The organism is Alteribacter salitolerans, assembly GCF_016901055.1.
GTDB lineage: Bacteria > Bacillota > Bacilli > Bacillales > Salisediminibacteriaceae > Alteribacter > Alteribacter keqinensis.
On the sequence record NZ_JAFEUX010000001.1, the window covers coordinates 338584 to 356539 of the forward strand.

15 protein-coding genes are annotated in these 17956 nt (G+C 43.8%); 7 read left to right on the top strand and 8 right to left on the bottom strand.

Annotation, left to right across the window (positions count from 1 at the left end; all coding sequences use genetic code 11):
- Window positions 1-128 precede the first annotated feature (128 nt).
- Window positions 129-803, top strand: coding sequence for a PspA/IM30 family protein (locus JSY36_RS01595; protein ID WP_205164975.1), 675 nt, complete (start codon window positions 129-131; stop codon window positions 801-803).
- A gap of 54 nt (window positions 804-857) precedes the next feature.
- Here JSY36_RS01595 and JSY36_RS01600 read toward each other — a convergent pair whose 3' ends face one another.
- Window positions 858-3269 (bottom strand): septation ring formation regulator EzrA, encoded by a 2412-nt coding sequence (locus JSY36_RS01600; protein ID WP_205164976.1) that lies wholly within the window; start codon window positions 3267-3269, stop codon window positions 858-860.
- A 223-nt stretch (window positions 3270-3492) separates the two neighbouring features.
- Here JSY36_RS01600 and JSY36_RS01605 point away from each other — a divergent pair, with 223 nt between their 5' ends.
- Complete coding sequence (locus JSY36_RS01605; RefSeq protein WP_205164977.1) at window positions 3493-4158, top strand: DUF975 family protein; 666 nt, start codon at window positions 3493-3495, stop codon at window positions 4156-4158.
- A 106-nt stretch (window positions 4159-4264) separates the two neighbouring features.
- Here the strand turns inward: JSY36_RS01605 and JSY36_RS01610 are convergent, their stop codons facing one another.
- The 5 genes from JSY36_RS01610 to JSY36_RS01630 all read right to left on the bottom strand — a co-directional run bounded on the left by JSY36_RS01610 (window position 4265) and on the right by JSY36_RS01630 (window position 9065).
- The gene (locus JSY36_RS01610; protein WP_183163720.1) at window positions 4265-4420 is read right to left on the bottom strand and encodes a hypothetical protein; all 156 of its coding nucleotides are present in this window, start codon (window positions 4418-4420) and stop codon (window positions 4265-4267) included.
- Between the two features lie 199 nt (window positions 4421-4619).
- Window positions 4620-4853, bottom strand: coding sequence for a DUF2187 domain-containing protein (locus tag JSY36_RS01615; protein ID WP_236784375.1), 234 nt, complete (start codon window positions 4851-4853; stop codon window positions 4620-4622).
- A gap of 213 nt (window positions 4854-5066) precedes the next feature.
- Window positions 5067-5954: a CAP domain-containing protein gene (locus tag JSY36_RS20775; RefSeq protein WP_336511420.1), complete on the bottom strand. Its 888-nt coding sequence runs from the start codon at window positions 5952-5954 to the stop codon at window positions 5067-5069.
- A 261-nt stretch (window positions 5955-6215) separates the two neighbouring features.
- A complete protein-coding gene (locus tag JSY36_RS01625) occupies window positions 6216-7649 on the bottom strand; it encodes an LVIVD repeat-containing protein (protein ID WP_205164978.1) in 1434 nt (477 codons plus the stop codon).
- A gap of 357 nt (window positions 7650-8006) precedes the next feature.
- Window positions 8007-9065, bottom strand: a complete 1059-nt coding sequence (locus JSY36_RS01630; RefSeq protein ID WP_122896858.1) for a DUF3900 domain-containing protein — start codon at window positions 9063-9065, stop codon at window positions 8007-8009.
- 106 nt (window positions 9066-9171) lie between these two features.
- Between JSY36_RS01630 and JSY36_RS01635 the strand changes: the two genes are divergently transcribed.
- The 3 genes from JSY36_RS01635 to JSY36_RS01645 all read left to right on the top strand — a co-directional run bounded on the left by JSY36_RS01635 (window position 9172) and on the right by JSY36_RS01645 (window position 11978).
- On the top strand, window positions 9172-9474 hold the full coding sequence (locus JSY36_RS01635; protein ID WP_205164979.1) for a hypothetical protein: 303 nt from the start codon (window positions 9172-9174) through the stop codon (window positions 9472-9474).
- A gap of 262 nt (window positions 9475-9736) precedes the next feature.
- Window positions 9737-11023 carry a GntP family permease gene (locus JSY36_RS01640; RefSeq protein ID WP_122896856.1) on the top strand — a complete coding sequence of 429 codons (1287 nt, stop codon included), beginning with the start codon at window positions 9737-9739 and terminating at the stop codon, window positions 11021-11023.
- A gap of 178 nt (window positions 11024-11201) precedes the next feature.
- Entirely contained in the window at window positions 11202-11978 is a 777-nt protein-coding gene (locus JSY36_RS01645; protein ID WP_122896855.1) for a 3-hydroxybutyrate dehydrogenase, read from the top strand.
- Between the two features lie 90 nt (window positions 11979-12068).
- Here the strand turns inward: JSY36_RS01645 and JSY36_RS01650 are convergent, their stop codons facing one another.
- Both JSY36_RS01650 and JSY36_RS01655 read right to left on the bottom strand, forming a co-directional pair.
- Window positions 12069-13826: a Rieske (2Fe-2S) protein gene (locus tag JSY36_RS01650; RefSeq protein ID WP_205164980.1), complete on the bottom strand. Its 1758-nt coding sequence runs from the start codon at window positions 13824-13826 to the stop codon at window positions 12069-12071.
- Between the two features lie 103 nt (window positions 13827-13929).
- The gene (locus JSY36_RS01655; RefSeq protein WP_205164981.1) at window positions 13930-15159 is read right to left on the bottom strand and encodes a M20/M25/M40 family metallo-hydrolase; all 1230 of its coding nucleotides are present in this window, start codon (window positions 15157-15159) and stop codon (window positions 13930-13932) included.
- A 119-nt stretch (window positions 15160-15278) separates the two neighbouring features.
- Here JSY36_RS01655 and JSY36_RS01660 point away from each other — a divergent pair, with 119 nt between their 5' ends.
- Both JSY36_RS01660 and JSY36_RS01665 read left to right on the top strand, forming a co-directional pair.
- Window positions 15279-16361, top strand: coding sequence for an AbrB family transcriptional regulator (locus JSY36_RS01660; protein ID WP_205164982.1), 1083 nt, complete (start codon window positions 15279-15281; stop codon window positions 16359-16361).
- A gap of 555 nt (window positions 16362-16916) precedes the next feature.
- A complete protein-coding gene (locus tag JSY36_RS01665; RefSeq protein ID WP_336511421.1) occupies window positions 16917-17528 on the top strand; it encodes a YitT family protein in 612 nt (203 codons plus the stop codon).
- Window positions 17529-17956 lie beyond the last annotated feature (428 nt).

Consider the following 17956-nt stretch of genomic DNA (forward strand, 5'->3'; position numbering starts at 1 on the left):
TGTCTGTAGTCATATCTTCCTGGGCGTTTTGTAGATGAAACCTTTTGATAAAATGAAACGTAAATTCATTATTACTGGCAAAATTATGCTATGATCATTTTAGAAAACGTTAATACGGAGGGATGACAATGTTTCGTTTTTTTAACCGGGTTCGTACGATTGTTTCATCTGAATTAAATGCCCTTTTAAACAAAGCAGAAGATCCATCGAAGATGCTCGACCAGTTCATCGTTGATATGGAAAAGGATATTGCTGATGTAGAAAGTGCTGTTGCTAAACAAATCGCAAATGAAAAATTGCTTCATAGGAAATTTGAAGAAGCCGTCTCTTACACAGCCAAGCGGGAGGAACAGGCTCTTGCTGCACTGGAATCTGGTGATGAAGCCCTTGCACGCCGTGTACTTGAAGATAAAAATAAGCAGCAGGCTAACGCAGACGCACTGAAGCAGTCCTATGAAGAAGCGCAAAAGCTCTCAGCTGAACTAAAAGATAAAATGAGAGAAATGAAAGCTGAGCATGATGAGATGAAGATGAAAAAAGATTCACTCAAAGCCCGGTCGGAAAGTGCAAAAGCCCGTGCTAAAGTAAACCGTGCTATGTCCGGCATAGGAGACAGTGCAAAGAGCGGATTTGAGCGGATGGAAGAAAAAGTTCTTCAGAATGAAGCAGAAGCAGAATCTTCAGAGGAACTGAGAAGCTTAAATAAGTCTCTCGACGATGAACTGGCAGGCCTTGAAACGTCAAGCTCTGTTGATCGTGAATTAGCAGCTCTGAAAGAAAAGATGCAAAAGAAAAATGCGTAAGTAAAAAAGGCTGTTCGGTCAGGGTATTCCCTGGCTGACAGCCTTTTTTCAGTTTTAAAATTTCCTTCCACCACCGCGGCGGGATCCTCCTCCTCCAAAGGAGCCCCCTCCACCGCGACGGCTGCCGCCTCCGAAAGAACCGCCTCCGCCACGATTAGAACCTCCACCGCCAAAGGGACCGGATCCTCCAAAGGGAGAGTTTCCACTCCTGCCTCCGCCTGTAGGAAATCCACCTGTTCTTCTCACAGTCGTTGCTCTCCGTCTTGCATTTCGTTCTCTGTCTCTTCGGTTAAGTTCGCTCGTCAGCTCTCTCACGATTTGACGAACAACTCTCGCCTCAGCAACAACGTCTTCATATCTCCCTTTTCCCATGGCTTCATTGACGTTATCCTCGCATGCTTTAAATCGTTTTCTGTAGGGATTTGAAAACATGGAGAAGCCGTACCTCTTATCAGCTGTGATAAATGACCCTTCTACTTCCCGCCACTCACGTTCAGCTCTTCGCTTTTCTTCTACACGTTTATCCACTGCCCCCGAGACCTTCCGTAACCCTTTACGCTGACTGCGAATCTCCTCCTGCATCGCAGTAAGATCAAGAGGCAGCGTATTGATTTCTTTTGACAAAGTCTCTAAATGGTCTTTAATAACCGAAAGCTCTGACGTGTCATCTGGCAGCCTTTCATCTTCGATAATGGAAAAGAGGCTGTCAACCTGGGATTTCATGTCTTCGATTGTCTGCTCTGCTTCCCCCTTTTCTTCCATAAGCCTGTCAAAGGTGAAGAAACATTCGTTATAAAGTTTCTCCATAAAGTCCATTTCTTTTTTCAGACTCTCTGTCATTACATCCGCTTCTTTGTACCGCTGCACATCATTGGCCATCAATTTATTAATCTTTTCAACAGTTTGAAGCCCCTGTCCTGCCCGGGCTGAAAGGTCGGTAAATGTACTGTGCAATTCTATCCAGTGCTGTTCAGCAAAAGATGAACGGAGCTTCTCTATTTCTGCGGAAAAATTTGACTCCTGAGCACGGTAGGATTGCATTGTATTTTCAAAAACCGGCAGCTGTTTAACAATTCTTTCTCTGATCCTTATTCTGTTTTGTATTCCTTCCTTAGCTTCTTTTATCAGCAGTTTTATTCGGTCATTCGCTCTTACAGCTGCAGCTACGCCCCCATCCGCAATGTGCTCTCTGAGCTCGCTATTCGTTTTCTCAGCTTCTTGAAGAAGTCCAAGTGGGTTAAATTCAACAATTTTTAGCCTTTCTCGATCAATGACCATTTTCACATCTGCTTTTGCTGCATTAATAGCTTCCTCAAGATGAGAAATCTCGTTGAGTAGTTTTTCCTGAACGATAACTTTATCCGTGAAGCTTTCAACCTCAGGCTTAATAGAAGATAGGGCATCTTTGGTATTCAAATAATCAAAGCTGTAATCAGAAGCTTTTAATTCAATGAGTAATTCTTTCACCTGGTACTTATCTGCGTCCAGGCTGGCCATTGGGAATTCACTTTGTTCTTTCAGTTCACCAAGTCTTTTTTCAGATGCCTCGAAACGTCCATAAAGCTCGTTAAATTCCGTCCCTACGCGGAGTTCCTTCTCAATGAGCCTCTCGATTTCCTCCTTCAGTTTGGCTAACCTTTCATCTTCCCCGGCTGCATCCCTATCTAACGCTGTCATATTACTGTGAAAAGACAACTGGTTGAAGAAAGGAGGTTTAATTTTTACTATTTCCTTTTCCCTTTTTTCATTCTCCGAGATAAAAGTCTGAACCTGAACGAACAGATGATCAAATACCTCTTTTGTTTTTCCCCGTGTCAATTCTCTCTTGTCATCCGCTTTGTTTAAAACGGGATAGGCCCCACTGATGACCTGCTTTTGCTTCTTGAGTACCTCTGACTTTCGCCGTTTTGCTTTCCGATGCCTGAATAACAAGAAGAATCCTCCTGCCCCAGCAGCACCGGTCAGGACGATAAAGAAAAACGTTGCAGCTCCACTGCTTTCGGCTTCAGCCGGCTCACTCCGGCTCGCTTCTGTATACCGGATAAGCTCATCTATTCCTCCTGCTACATCGCCGTCAACAGCTGAAGGCATAAACGTTTCATCAAGCAGCCCCTCATAGCTGCTGAATAATGACAAAACCGCTTCTTCAAAACCTGCAGATACAGGATTAATATAAACTTCACTTTCATCCATTGCGAGTACAAGGATGGCATCATATCCCGGTGAAGCCTGATTTTCAACTTCATAGCTCAAGTCTTCGATGGATTCTCCCTCCAAAGAAGGAACTGTATATATGTAATAATTAAAAGCAGCATCACTGTGCTCCTCCTCCAGACTCGTTGTCTCTGAATCTGTGAAAAACTGACCGGTATCTTCAATTGTCACATCAGCAAAAGTATTAGAAGGGACGGCAAATAAAGCGGATCCGAGCAAAATAGTGCAAATCCAGTTTCGCAATCGTTTCATACACATTCCTCCAGTGAAATACATTTCTTCCTTCATTTACGGATAAAAGTACGGTAAGTTTCAACAACATTAATCATCAATGCAACATGTGGAAAGGAAAGTCTTCCTACTTGAAATGAGTAGAAGTGACAATGCTTTTAAATAAAAAATATTTCCAAATTTATAATTATATTGTAACATGAGGACATAATAGACAGTTACTATTGAAAGGATGTTGTATACGTTGAGAATCAAAGCATTGAAAAAAACAGCTTTATCCTCTTTATCAGGAAACTGGGGAAAATCAATTGGCGTTATTATTGTTCTTTTTCTGATCAGCGCATTTGTTCCGACTTTTGTTGAGATTGCATTAACAGGTGATGTTACCCAATGGCTGGAACAGGGGACCACACCATTATGGGTGGATGCTGTTGTTCTTGCAGTGCAAGTTGCACTGATTCCTCTTTACTTCGGAGCCTACGTCTTTTTCTTGACTCTCGTCAGACAGAATGACGCAACATTTGATCTGGCATTTAAGGGTCTTACCAAGCAATATTATCTTAAAACACTTCTGACTGGAGTTTTAATGAGTATTTACGTTTTTCTTTGGGCTTTACTACTCATCATTCCGGGAATTATCAAAGCCTTCTCCTATTCTCAGACCTACTACATCCTAAAAGACCGTCCGGATTTAAGCCCGAATCAGGCCATTACAGAAAGCCGCCGGCTCATGAAGGGATACAAGTGGAAGTATTTCGTGACACTTCTCAGCTTTATCGGATGGTTTTTTGTGGCAGTATTCACACTTGGAATCGGCTTTATCTGGCTAATCCCCTACATTTATGCAACAATTGCAGCATTTTATGACGAGTTGCGGAACCAGAATGTCCCAGAAAGTGAAGCCGTATAAATGTGATTATGGTCTCAATTAGAAAAAGCCGTTTCCATATGTGGAAGCGGCTTCTCTAATTCATATGAGACAAGATTAATCCAAAATAAAAATCTGATCCGGAGAGCTACAGGATAAACGAAAGAGCAATTAAGATAACCGCCAGGTGTAACAGGATATCAAGCCAGTTTTTTGTGCCGCCGTTGAATAAGTTAACAAGCTTTAATAAACTCCAGAACCCAACAACTACCCACGCAATTGTAATAATAATGGATGGTATCACCAGTCTCCCCTCCTTTTTCTTAGGCTGTGAAAACAACTTATCGCTGATAATAGAAGGATAATGGCTTTACCACTACCAATTTATGTACGTTATTCCTGTCGTATGTTACCGAAAATCAAAAAAACCGGAACAGCCTGTACAAGGCCGTTCCGGTTTTTATCATTTTGTCTTCATTAATAAGCGTGCTGCTTCATTTAGATTACTTAAATTCTGTATGGTGCAGAACTGTTCTGGCTTTGCTGCCGTCTGAAAGTTTTTTGTCCAGTTCAACAGCGATGGAGTTTGTGTAAACAGCGATAACTTCTGCTTTGCTGCCTTTAAATTCGCCTTTAATAACCTCTACATTTTCTCCAGCTTCAACCTTAATCAGACTTTCTTTTTCCTTGTTGCCTTTGTTTTCACTGCTTTCTTTGTTTGCTCCCTGATCTGCCATAAATAAGCGACCTCCTTAACTAAAATCAGTTCAGTATAAATACATTACCCGAATTTTTAATAAAGCTACCTTCATTACTATAACAAAAACATGTGCGCTTGTAAGTGCACATGCTTTTGTTGGAATTTTTATTTAATTGGGGCTGTAAAATATTGATGTTGATTTCATCTCCATTGAATACCAGCTATAAAATAACGGGCTTTAAGAAGCGACTTAATTATTGATAAACATCTGGGTCCAGTGGTTCCCCTGAGACTCATACCCAACACCAATCTGATTGTAGCTGTTGCTTAGAATGTTTTCACGGTGACCGGCACTAGCCATCCACTGCTGAACGACCTGCTCAGGAGTCGGCTGACCTTGTGCAATGTTTTCACCGGCTGCATTATACTGAATACCGAAGTCACGCATCATGTCAAAAGGTGATCCATATGTCGGGCTTGTATGGGAAAAGTAATTATTCTGCTGCATGTCACGGGACTTTTCACGTGCGACCATACATAAATCAATATTCGTATCCAATTCAGAAAGGCCATTGTTACGTCGTTCGGCATTTGTCAGTTCAATCACTTGTCTTTCAAATTCTTTAAGCTCACCACCTGTATCGGGCTGTGGCTCCTCCTGCCCTGCTTCTTCCTGAGGCTGTTCCTGGCCTGGGCCAGGCTGCTGTGCCTGTTCTTCCTGAGGGTCAGAAACAGGTGGGTTAGCAGGTTCTTGAGGTCCGTCTGTTTCAGGCTGCTGTACAGGTGGTGTTCCTGCTTCAGGAAGCTGAATATTCAGTTCATCTCTTACGATGTTATAAAGATCGTCAGGATGGAGCTGATCCGGGTCAACGTCTGTTAAAAATTTTGCATCCTGGATCTGAATCGCTTTTGTGTGGGGAAAATTCTGACTGTCCACATTTGTCTTGTCACTGGATATTTCAAACGTCTGGTCAGGATTTGGCTGGTAAAGGTCATTGTAGTAACCGGTAATCCTTCCATCCTCGTAGCCACGTGCACCTTCCTCCGTATCCTCTCCCATGTCCCCGCCGCCCCCACAGGCAGTAAAGACCATCATAAGCAAACCGGCAATAAGTGTTAAAATCAGTTTTTTATTCACTTTATATTTCCTCCTTCGTTTCATCAATCAACACACTTATTCTTTATTTTCACTGTGAAAAAAATAGGTGGTAAATTCTTGACGGAAAGGAGGTGAATGGATGTCATACAAATTCTTTCTGCGGGTACGCAGCCCGGGCCGTAAGGGCGTTTGACTTATGACAATATTGAACCATCAGCGTGTTTCAGCAAATAATAAAGCAGTCCCAAAAGGTTTTAATCTTTTGGGACTGCTTTAAAGTGATGAGAATTTGTTCGATTCTTAATGATTTAAAGGACGGCTTCCATTATTGTTGTTATTGTTGTTTCCGTTATTTCGCTGAAGGACTTTCAGACCTTGTCCCATATCAGACGCAAGGACATAATTTCTGTCAACGAAGACTCCCCATACATTTCCCTGGTCCGGTGTGTAGCGTCCAATTTCTTCCGGATTGCTTGGATCTGTAATATCTACTGCCAACACCCCTCCGGAATAATAAGAAAGGTAAAGGGTGTTTCCATGGACTTTCGGATCGTGAACGGTTTTGGCAAAAGTGTTGACCGGAGCTGAGAAATCAAACGTAAGCTCGGTTGTAAATTCGCTTAGAAGTACCGGGTTCGATTTATCTTTAATATCAAAGATCCTTGTGTAACCGTAAGCACTTTCGTAGCCTTCGCCATGAGGATTGGCAACTTCCCTTGTTTCAATAAGAATAGTGCCTCCACGGGCAAGGGCAGCGGAGTGGGCAGCACCTTTCTGGTCATCACGGTACTCTGTACGTCCGAGATACTGTGCATTTTCAGGATCTCGGATATCAAAAATTACAGTACCAAGATCCCACATGGAAACGTAAGCGTAATGGCCGTTGTTATCTGTAATCACACTGTGGTTAAATACCGGACGGGTGTGACCATCATCAGCATCCCAATGATAACCATTAAAATCTTCAGCGACTTCTTCCAATTCTCTCGGGTCAAATTCCCAGATCTTTTCAGGGTTAGCCGGATCACTTACATCAATAATCTGGAAATCTCTCTCTTCGCCGCCAGTGTAATAATCGGCATACGGGTTAGACAATAAGGCAATAGCACGGTTTCCCTGTGTGGTTAAATAAAGTTCATGGGTTCCTGTAATTGTACGGTCCAGTTCATAAAAACCGAGCTGTTCCGGATTGTATGGATCACTTACGTCATAAAGCAGCATGCCCCCTCTGCTGTCCGGGCGGTTTGCATTATTACGTGAGGTTTGCTGTAAGCTCACGATTGCTAAGTCTCCCTTAAATTCTTTCGTATTTACTGTTTTAACGATGACTTTTTCCTGCCATGTATATGGAATTTCATCTGCAAAGACGGCAACTTCTTCAGGGTTGGACGGGTCTTTCAGATCAAATACCCTGACTCCCCCATTGGCTCCGTTGGCTGTGTGGGTACCGACGTAAGCAAACCCTTTATGAGCATAAACATCTGCTGTATTGTTTTGAACCCCGTCTTTTTCAGCCAGCTGTACGGCAGCTGCCTCGTGAAGATGCTTAACGTTCTTTCCGCCTTCCTCAACCGGGGAAGCCAATTGCTCAATAGCGTCATGGTCAAATACAATTCCTTCTCCTTTTTGTCCCCCTTCAAATGCATCGTGTGCAAATCCAGTCGGAGTTAAAATGGTAAATACCAAGGCTCCAGCGACAATAGATTTTACTATAACCTGATTCTTCTTATTCATTCTGCATTCCCCCTGCATAAATTCTGAAAGTTTTTACAATTTCAAGTATAACTACATGACAAGGGTAGTACAGGACGGAAAATCCGCAGAATTCGACGACATTCGATATCCCCTGAGTCTCATTAACCATTTATACTTCAAAATACTGTCGAACAGATAACGATCCGACCATTAAACCGATATTTAATAGTCAAAAATAAATATTTCGATTCACTAAATGAAATTTCCGCGGTGTCACACTCCTTACATCATCTAAAAATGATTCCTTTCCCTTTTATTTATAGGTTTATTTCCCTGTTTTTTAAAAAAGGAAGAGCGTCAAAAGCGCTATTTTAGAGGCTTTGACGCTCAAAAACACTATCCTCTTCCAACCCGCTTTAAAACGTTATCCAGTGTGTCCGGCTGCAGAAACTCTACCGGGGATGCGCCTTTTTCAAATGAAAAGGATTCCCCTTCAATTAATATGACATATTTTCCATTGACCTTAGCAATGTGAATAGAGTCACCGAAATCAGAAAGCAGTCCTTTCACATCGATGTGGTCGAGCTTGAGCTTCATTTCGATTTCAGGCTGCCGGTCAATAATCGGGGCAGAAGCTTCAATAACCTGATCTTCTGTCCACTTTTCCTGGAGCTGACGGTTTTCTGTATTTGCCCAGGCTTCGAGGTTTTGTTCTTCTTCCAGCCATTCCTCGCTCTCAGGTTCATACGTTTCTGCCAGGTGCTGGTGTGCAGTTTCAATCATCTGCCCTTTTACAATCTCAGGCATAGACTGGCTGTATTCTACGTATTTAAGGAAGTCTTCGAAATATCTGGCGTGGGAGGACTGATGAATCTTTAACTCCCACTCTTCTGTCATTCCCTCTTCGGGCATATACGGATACTGAATGGATTTCATGTTTTTTGTCGTTATCGCCATTTCCACATGTCGGATCAGCGTTTGTTCATCTGTAATTGTGGCCACTTTCGGTTCAAAGTCACACTTGAGAACAAACACAAATTTGTCATCCATATATTTGGTCAGTTTCGCCCGGATTACAAGCAGTGCCCCGCCCCTGACAGCACTTGTGTTTGTGTAAGCCCTGACCAGTTGCTCACTGTTCGTTTTAAACTCTTCTGAAGAACCAGCCGTTCTTATCCGGTTAAATAAGTTGTAGTTGGGGTTGGAGTCCAGCTCATGACCCGGCTCAGTAACGAACTGGCCGATCTTCGTCGGAACCTGATCATTCTTAGGGTTTCTTTCCACTTTGCGTTTCGCAATCTTCATCAGTTCCCCATCAAGAAACTCTTTCAGCGGACTGGTAAAATACTGTTCGCTGTTTAACGTTTGAAAGTGCTTGTATGTTTTTTCCGCCTGCTCTCCAGATCCACTGACCTGGACTACATAAAATGAGGCAAAATCAATCGTAAAATCCATATCTTTAATCCCCCGTCATCCTTTTTCCACCGGTATATTATATCATGGAAGAGCGTCATCTTGTCCGGTATAATATGAAACAGCCTCATTAAAAAGGAGCTTGGAAATGAATAAAAAAGAAGTAGAAGAACAAATCATCCAAAACTATCAAAAAGATGAGAATATGATGATTTTAGTGTTTGCCCAATGGTGTGTAAACAATGATTTGGATCCTGTAGAATTGTATAAAAAAGCCTATCCAAAACAGAGTAAAAACACGGCCCTGATGCAAGGTACCGAGCTTACGGTGCCAAAGGAAGAGTCTGAAGAAATAGCTGACCAGACCCTGTTAGGTGTACTTTCCCTGTTTGGAAATGACGACCTGGCTTTTGTTGTAAGTGAAGAGATGGAGAAAATGCGGAAAAAGTAATGGAAGTTTAAAGGTGTCTCAAAAAAATAAAGCAAAATCGCAATGGCTCCGCATGCTCCCCGCCCGGCAGGAAAAAAACCACTCCTGCCAGGCTCTTTGAAGAAGTGCAACGGCTCCACTCAGTGCTCTGGGCTGATCCAAAAGGATAATTAGGCCTTTTCGGTCAACTTTATTTGATTAATTTAACCGTACTTTAACAATTTCGTATATCCTCCTCGTCTCTGCCCACACTATCTGCAAACAGTGTAAAAGGTGATGGCTTATGACGAGTATTATTATCGGATTACTGCTTCTGATTACTCTCGCTTATCTGGGCTGGTCCATTATCTGGATTGCTCCGTTAATAAGTGGTTTAGTCGCTCTCTTAAGTGGAATGGAAGTATTACCTACATATCGAGACACCTATATGACCGGGTTTGTCGACTTTGCCCAGGAGTGGTTTCCAGTCTTTCTCCTCGGTGCCATTTTCGGTAAATTGATGGAAGACACCGGAGCGGCTCAGTCTGTTGCTTTTTCCATCACCCGTGTTATTGGAAAAACGAGAGCCATTCTCGGCGTTTTAATTGCAGCAGCCGTCCTCACATACGGAGGTGTCAGCCTGTTCGTCGTCGTTTTTGCCATTTACCCTCTTGCAGTCGCCTTGTTCAAAGAAGCGGACATCTCCAGAAAACTTCTGCCCGGCACCTTCGCCCTTGGAGCTTTCACTTTTACAATGACTGCCATTCCAGGAACACCGCAGATCCAGAACCTGATCCCTATGGTGTATTACGGCACAACACCAATGGCTGCCCCTTTTATGGGTATTGCTGCAGCTTTAATCATGGCTGTAGGAGGCTATTTTTATTTGAAGTGGCGTGAAAACAGATTAACAAAGAAAGATGAAAGGTTTACAGAACCCGATGAAGAACACGCTGTGGAAGGTGTGGACGAGGATGAACTGCCGAACGTATGGCTGTCAATTCTGCCATTGGGATTGGTGGTTGTAACTTTGAATGTTTTTGACTGGCCTATTATTCCTGCTTTAATTGCCGGAAGCCTGCTTCTTATGGCGTTTAACATTAAACGTTATAAAGAATTCAGCTCTTCTATTAATGACGGGGCTGCAGGGTCAGTAATGGCTGTGATCAATACAAGCGCGGCAGTCGGATTTGGTTCGGTTGTTACGGCATCACCGGGATTTGAAGATTTGAGTGCGATGCTTCTTAATATTCCAGGCCATCCTCTTATCTCCCAGGGCGTAGCGATCCAGATTCTTGCTGCTATTACCGGATCTGCAAGTGGTGGTATGGGGATTGGTCTTGAAGCTCTCGGGGAACAATACAACCAGATCGCCCAACAGCAGGGAATCAGCCCTGAAGCATTCCACAGGGTAGCTTCGGTTGCTTCTGGAGCAAGTATTCTTCCTCACAACGGGGCTTTACTTACCCTTTATGCTGTAACAGGGCTCGGACATAAAGACTCCTACGGGGACATTGCAGCAGTCGGGTTAATTATCCCGACCATTGCAGTAGCTGTTATTATCGTTATGGCTACATTAGGAATTGTGTAATTGAAATCTGCAAAAAAGGTAAAGACTGTTTTTCAAGATTCCTGTAAAAAGTAATGTAGTAGCCGGCACCGCCACTGAAAGTGAAGAACACCCTGGCTTCATCTGCTGTTTTTGTGCACTGACGGAAGTGAGAATAGCAACAATACAGTGAAGTAAAAAACAAAGGGAGGCTTTTAACATGGTTGAAGATAAGGTCGTTTTTATTACAGGTTCTGCAGGTGGAATAGGTCTGGAAATTGGTATCCGATTTGCAGAGCAGAAGGCAAAAGTCATACTTTCAGATATTAAGGAAGAACCGTTACAGGAAGCTGTCAATAACCTTAAAGAAAAAGGGTACAGTGTAGACGGGATTAAGTGTGATGTAACTGATGAGGAAGACATTCAGCGTGCAATGGATGAGCTTATTGATAAATACGGGCGGGTAGATGTATTGATTAACAATGCCGGTATACAGCATGTAGCGAACCTTGAAGACTTTCCTACAGAAAAATACGAACTCCTTTTAAAGATCATGCTCGTCGGTCCGTTTATTGCTACAAAAATCGCTTTCCCGTATATGAAAAAACAGAATTTCGGACGAATTTTAAATATGGCCTCCATTAACGGCGTCATCGGATTTGCTGGTAAAGCCGGTTACAACAGTGCAAAGCATGGTGTTATCGGCCTGACGAAAGTCGCTGCCCTTGAAGGGGCTGAACATGGAATTACAGTTAATGCTATTTGCCCGGGCTACGTTGATACCCCCCTTGTCCGCAACCAGCTTGAAGACCTGGCAAAAAGCCGGGGCATTGATCTCGAAAAAGTACTCGAAGAGGTTATTTACCCTCTTGTACCACAGAACCGGTTACTCCAGGTAGAGGAAATTGCTGACCTTGCCATCTTCCTTGCAAGCGACAGTGCAAAAGGAATTACAGGACAGCCGGTCATCATGGATGGCGGCTATACAGCCCAATAAGGAAACGTTAAATAAATATGAAAGCCCTCCCGTCCGGTTCGAAAGCGTTCCGGGCGGGAGGGCTTATTATTTCTTACAGGTTTAGGTCGGTTATTCCTCAAACAATTTTTCGCCCCTAGAAAGGCGTACAGCTATTTTTGCAGTATGGGAGATTTCCCTGCTTGTCGGTGCATGAGCTGCAATATATCTGACTGCAGCAAAGACCATTGTGTCTTTTGCCCATTCTGCAAAGTCACTTTCATCATTCTCCCAACTCTCATGTTCAGTGATAGCTGCTTCAAATACCTGAAATGTATGAAACTCGGCGTCTTCTCTTAAAACCCCATGCCCCAGTGCGTTAAAAAGAGCTTTTTTCTTTCCACCCCTGTTTAAGTAATCAGCAGCCCATTTCGCTGCCTGGTCTGTTTGCTGCTGTTTATCCAAGAGTGTCAAAAACTCATCAGTCTCAGGAGGGGTGTTGTTGTCGCCCCGGGTCCGCTCCGGCCGTCTCGCAGACGGTGTGTTAAGAAACCGGTCTAAGTAAATACTCATGGCTGTGTGAAAGATTGCTCTTGTAAGTTCCGGCGTCACTGAGCGCTTCAGGCTCTCATGGACTGCATGGGCATGAGTGAATGTATGGAGAACGGTGATCCAGTCCCTGAATTCATTTTGCACGTGAAAACGGGCCAACCGTTCAGCGGCCGCTGCAGAAACCAGCTGGCCCAGCTTTACAGGAGAGGTTCCACTTTTCAGTTCGTCAAAAAGGGCGCGGATCGTCTCCAGTGGCTGATCATCCAGTATTAACTCAACGAGCTGCATTCTGTCAGTTTTTATTTCATCCTCACCGAAGGCCGTATTCATCACTTCCTCAAAAACCGCTTCAAGAGGGGTAACGAGCTGTACCGGCGTCTGCCAGCTGTTTTGCTCTTCACTTCTTGAGGCATCAGAAAGCTCGGGCAAAAGGGATGTGAGTACGAAATCCCGGTTATTGCTTCCAATTCTGCCCAGTATTTCAAACGCCTTGTTGTGAAAATCAAGTGTGTGCCCGGTATTCATGTAATAATGATCGGTTACGGAACGAAGCATCATGTCAGACAGCTCTTCATTCGAAGCACCTGACTCAATCGCAGTAAGGAGTACACGCTCCGCCCCCTGCACATCCCTGACTTCGATACTGTGGCGGTACCAATTGGAAAGCGTTTGTAATGAAGGGATATCTTCGTCCCCTCCCACCGGCAGTGGTCCTGTTAAAAAACGGGTACCCATACCGGCACTCTCCCTTGCTACATGGGCAAGCCCCTGATACAAAGCGAGTATCTGTCCGTTTTTATCGAGATAGGGAAGCATATTTGTCATCGCTGTGAGAATGGTGAGGCCGGATCTCCATCCTTTAAAACGATGCCTGGTCCCAAACTCCACACCGACCTTAGCAATATCAGCCAGCGGTTCCCGCGCCTCAACAAGTCCAACAACTGCCTTTGCGATAACGAGGCTCAGATTCTGCTCCAGACCTTCTCTTAAACGATTTCTAAGAGATGTGACCGTCTGCTTGTTTTTCGGAACAGTAACCACCCAGACCTCATTACCTATTACTTCAACTGGATAGGCCGGAACATCATCAGCCCACGGATCGAGTGTGCCGCCCGTTTTAATGTCAAAGCGTGCATGATGCCAGTGGCAGGTTAAAAGTCCGTCACAGACGCTCCCGAGGTGCAGGGGAAAGCCTAAATGGGGACAGCGGTTATCCACAGCATAAAATGCATCATTGTCTGCGATAACTGCGATTCCATGGTTCCCTCCCTTGATCACTTTTGGTGATCCCTCTTTCATTTCATCTACTGTTCCCGCATAAATCCGTTCTTCATTCATCTCTGCAATCACTCCTTCACATCATTAAGGTCAGTTTACAAAGAACCGGGAAAAAGAACATGGGAGTCAGACCGCATTATTTTTAAGACCTCAGTCTTAGATTTCATTTCTTCAGCACCGGCTCACTCACATCTTCCATTCCAGCCAGGGCAAGAACCGTCAGAAGAATCTGCCAAGGGCCAAAATAAGCATCAGTCGGGTCGAAGTATTCGTTTAGGGTATGGGCACCGCCGAACGCCCCTCCGCCTCCTAGTGTAAGAGATGGAACTCCAAGGCTGATGGGAACATTCGAGTCTGTGCTGATGGGTCCGCTGAATAATGGATCAAGTTCAATCTGCCTGACTGCTTCAGCAGCAGTCTGAACAATAGGATCTTTTGAAGACTGTGTTCCGGCGGGCCTGTCGCCCACAAGCTCAATATCTACATCCATGGGGCCTCCAGACCTCTCGTGTCTTTCTTTCAGAGCAGCTTTTTTTATAATTGTCAACACCTTGTCCTCGAGTAATTTCAGGGCTTTCGGATCTGTTGATCTGAGGTCAATCACCATTGATGCTTTTTCAGCGATCGTATTGACCGTAGTCCCTCCCTGAATTGCACCTACGTTAAAGGTCGTTTTAGGCTCTTCAGGAACAGCTATTTCAGCGATTTCTCCGACTGCCCTTCCAAGAGCGTGGATGGCGCTTGGTGTACCGAAGTCACCGAAACTATGTCCGCCCTTACCTGTAAAAGTTACTTTATGACGACGGCTTCCTGTGCCGGAAAAAATAATTCTTGATGGGGATCCCGGTTCAATTGAAATGAAGCCATCAATGTCATTCCGTGTCTCAAAAAGACCTTTCACACCATATAAATCACCCAGACCTTCTTCACCTACGGTAGCTCCGATAATAAGATCACCCACCGTCCTGAGATCATATTTTTTCATTACTCTCGCCAGAGTCAGTACAACAGCAAGTCCCCGGCCATCATCTGCAATACCCGGAGCGTAGATTTTTCCTTCTTTCCACGTTGCTTTTACAGGAGTTCCTGAGGGGAAAACCGTATCGAGGTGGGCACAAACAACAATCTTCGGCCCCTTTCCTGTCCCTTTTCTTACTCCGAAAACATTCCCGTGCTTGTCGGTCGAAATATTCTCGATACCTGCTTCTTCCAGCCTCAAAGCATAGACCTTCCCCCGTGTTTCTTCCTCAAAAGTAGGTGCTTCAATTTCAGTGATTTCAATTTGATCCTCCAGAGTACGGGATGCTTCTTTCTTTATTTCTTCAAATGCCGACCTGACTTTTTCATTTTCTGCAATCTCTTTTATCATTGTGCGAATAGACTGACTACTCATTCGTTAACCCTCCATTTTTTTCTGCACTGACTACTTCGCTTTAAAATAGTAAGAGTCCTTCTAAAAGAGTATGGTACAATACTATTAATTCGCAACTCTAAATAGATTGGAGTCATACAATGAATTCGGTTCATTTATTCAGATTTCTGGAAACAGTGATGATCGGTGTGACCGGGGGATTTGTGTTTGCCATTCTCGCCCTCCCCCTTCCCTGGGTACTCGGAGCACTTACCTTTGTTCTTGTTTGGCAGGGTTTCACCAAACGAAAGGCGCTCTTTCCTGACCCTTTAAAAAATACCGGTTTTCTAACCCTCGGCATTTATTTTGGTCTTTATTTTACCGCAGCTACTTTTATTACTGTTGGTCCCTACATACTCCCTTATGTTGCAGCAACGGTCATACTTATTATGGTCAGCATTGCAGCAGCGATCTTTGTTTCAAAACGTATTAAAGTTGATGAAATCACAAGTGTGTTCGGGTCTATTCCCGGTGGATTAACAGAGATGGCTATTGCAAGTGAAGCCTTAAAAGCAAACTCTTCCCTTGTAATAATCTTTCAGACCGTTCGTCTTTTAACGGTGCTGTTCATCGTTCCTGTTGTAATTATTTTCGCTTTTTCACAAGGTCAGACAGGTACAGGGATACCCGTCAGTGCAACCAATGCTCCGGTACAATCCTGGGGGTTGTCAGCGTTGTGGTTTATCATTCCTGCTGCCTTTGGAATATGGAAGCGGAACCTTATTCCTGCCGGGATTGTGATTATTCCTCTTTTCTTCACCGCTGTGATTAATATTTTTATCGTATCCTTACCTGTACTTCCACCACTATTACTCATCTCTGCCCAGGTTGCCGTAGGAATAGGATTAGGAAAACGAATCTCGTTTGAGGATTTAAAAGCAGGAGGCAAATACTGCTTTGTTTACGGCGGAATAGCCGTTCTTCTCATTATTGTTTCATTTGGACTGGGGGGGTTACTCTCATTCTTTACAACGCTCAATCTGCCAACTGCATTATTAAGTGTCGCCCCAGGCGGACTTATTGAGATGGTACTGACTGCTTCCATTGTAGGTGGCGATCCCGCTGTCGTGAGTGCACTTCAGCTCACCAGACTTCTGGTAATCATCATCTTTGTACCGCCTTTATTAAAATGGTACTTTAACAAAAAAGCAGGGAATAGTCAGTCATCAACGACTTCAGTGTAATAAGTAAGGTAAAGCAAAATTCTTATTTTTAGGCTCTGTTAAACTCAAGTGTTGATTTACCCTCATTCCATGCGGGGCGCTTCCTTGCATTTGAAGCCCCAGCTTCTTCATCTGCCAGTTATGTGCTTCGCAGATTTCTGCATCAAAGCAATTCGAAGCTCATTCGTGATGTAAGCCCTCATTGCTCCCACAGGAGTGTCGCGCATTCGTTGTATTTATTTTTTTAAATAAATCAACCATGATCTTTATCACAGCCTCTTTTTAAAAGGGCTGTCTCAAAGCAATGGCTCCGCCCGCTACCCGCTCAACATGAGAAATTCCACTATTGTTGGGCCTTTATTATAGAGGGCAGCAGTTTACTTGCTTCAGAGGTCGATTCATAAGGTATGCCGCCTTATGAGTCGACCTCTTTCTTTGTCCCCTTATTCACTTTACTGGTGTAAAGCTAAAACGCGGTTATGTAAGTATTTGTGCGATTTTCACAATGAGGTTATAATCAACTTTGTGTCTAATTGAGCAAAGCATCTATGTGAAACTTGAAGGAAGTGGAGAAAAGTGAGAATTCTATATATGATCCTCGGTTGTGCTGTTGTCAGTTTCGGTGTTCTTATCCTGCAGAACTCGCAGGTTATAACAGGGGGAACAGCGGGCCTTGCCCTGAGCTTATCATACTTAATCAGTTCTTCCTTCGGACTGGTTTTTCTATTAATCAATATCCCTTTTTATATTCTGTCGTTTATGAAAATGGGAAAGAAGTTTACGATTTCTACTATTTTTTCAGTTACAACTCTCTCAGTGATGACGGAAGCCCTGCAGCTATTTCCGTCCTTTCAGATTAGTCCTCTTGCCGGCTCCGTTCTGGGCGGTCTGATTGTCGGTTTGGGACTGGCTGTACTGTTTCTAAACGGGTCCTCACTTGGAGGCGCAAATATTCTCTGTCTCTTTTTGCAAAAGAGGTTCGGATTTGATCCCGGTAAAAGCTTGTTTGTGTTTGACTCGTTGGTCATCCTCACAGGTCTTGTATCGGTAGGACTGATCAGAGGATTTTATTCCATCCTTTCTGTTTTAATGATCTCCTTTATCGTGAGCATGATTAAAGGGAAAATTACAGTCAATCAGCCTGCGGTTCCAGTTGCTCCTCAAGAGCCCACGGGTCAGGCGTCCTAAAAAACTCCAGAGGGAGGCTCATGAGGTGTAATCCCTCACACGAGCCTCCCTCTTTTGGATTTCTATACAATATAAATGCTCATTGCTCCCCAAGCAGTGTCGCGCATTCACTGCAATCAACTTTTTTATAAAACGCTGTTTTCGGATAAATTGTTGCTAATCAGACTTACTTCATCTTACAGAAAATGAGGATGAAGCCTGCGTGCCCTTCGCTTTCCGTGGCGGTGCCGGCAAGCCTCCTCAAGCTAAAAGGAGGCACTAAAAAAGTAAAAAACAACTTTTTCACTGCCTTTTATTTAAGTGGCAATGGCTCCATTCGGTTGCTCGCCTGTTACGAGAAACCCACTCATAACAGGCTTTTTAAAACATGCAACCGTTCCGCTCATTGCAGGCACTTACAAAAGTTAAAGATCAAACTTTTTCAGTGC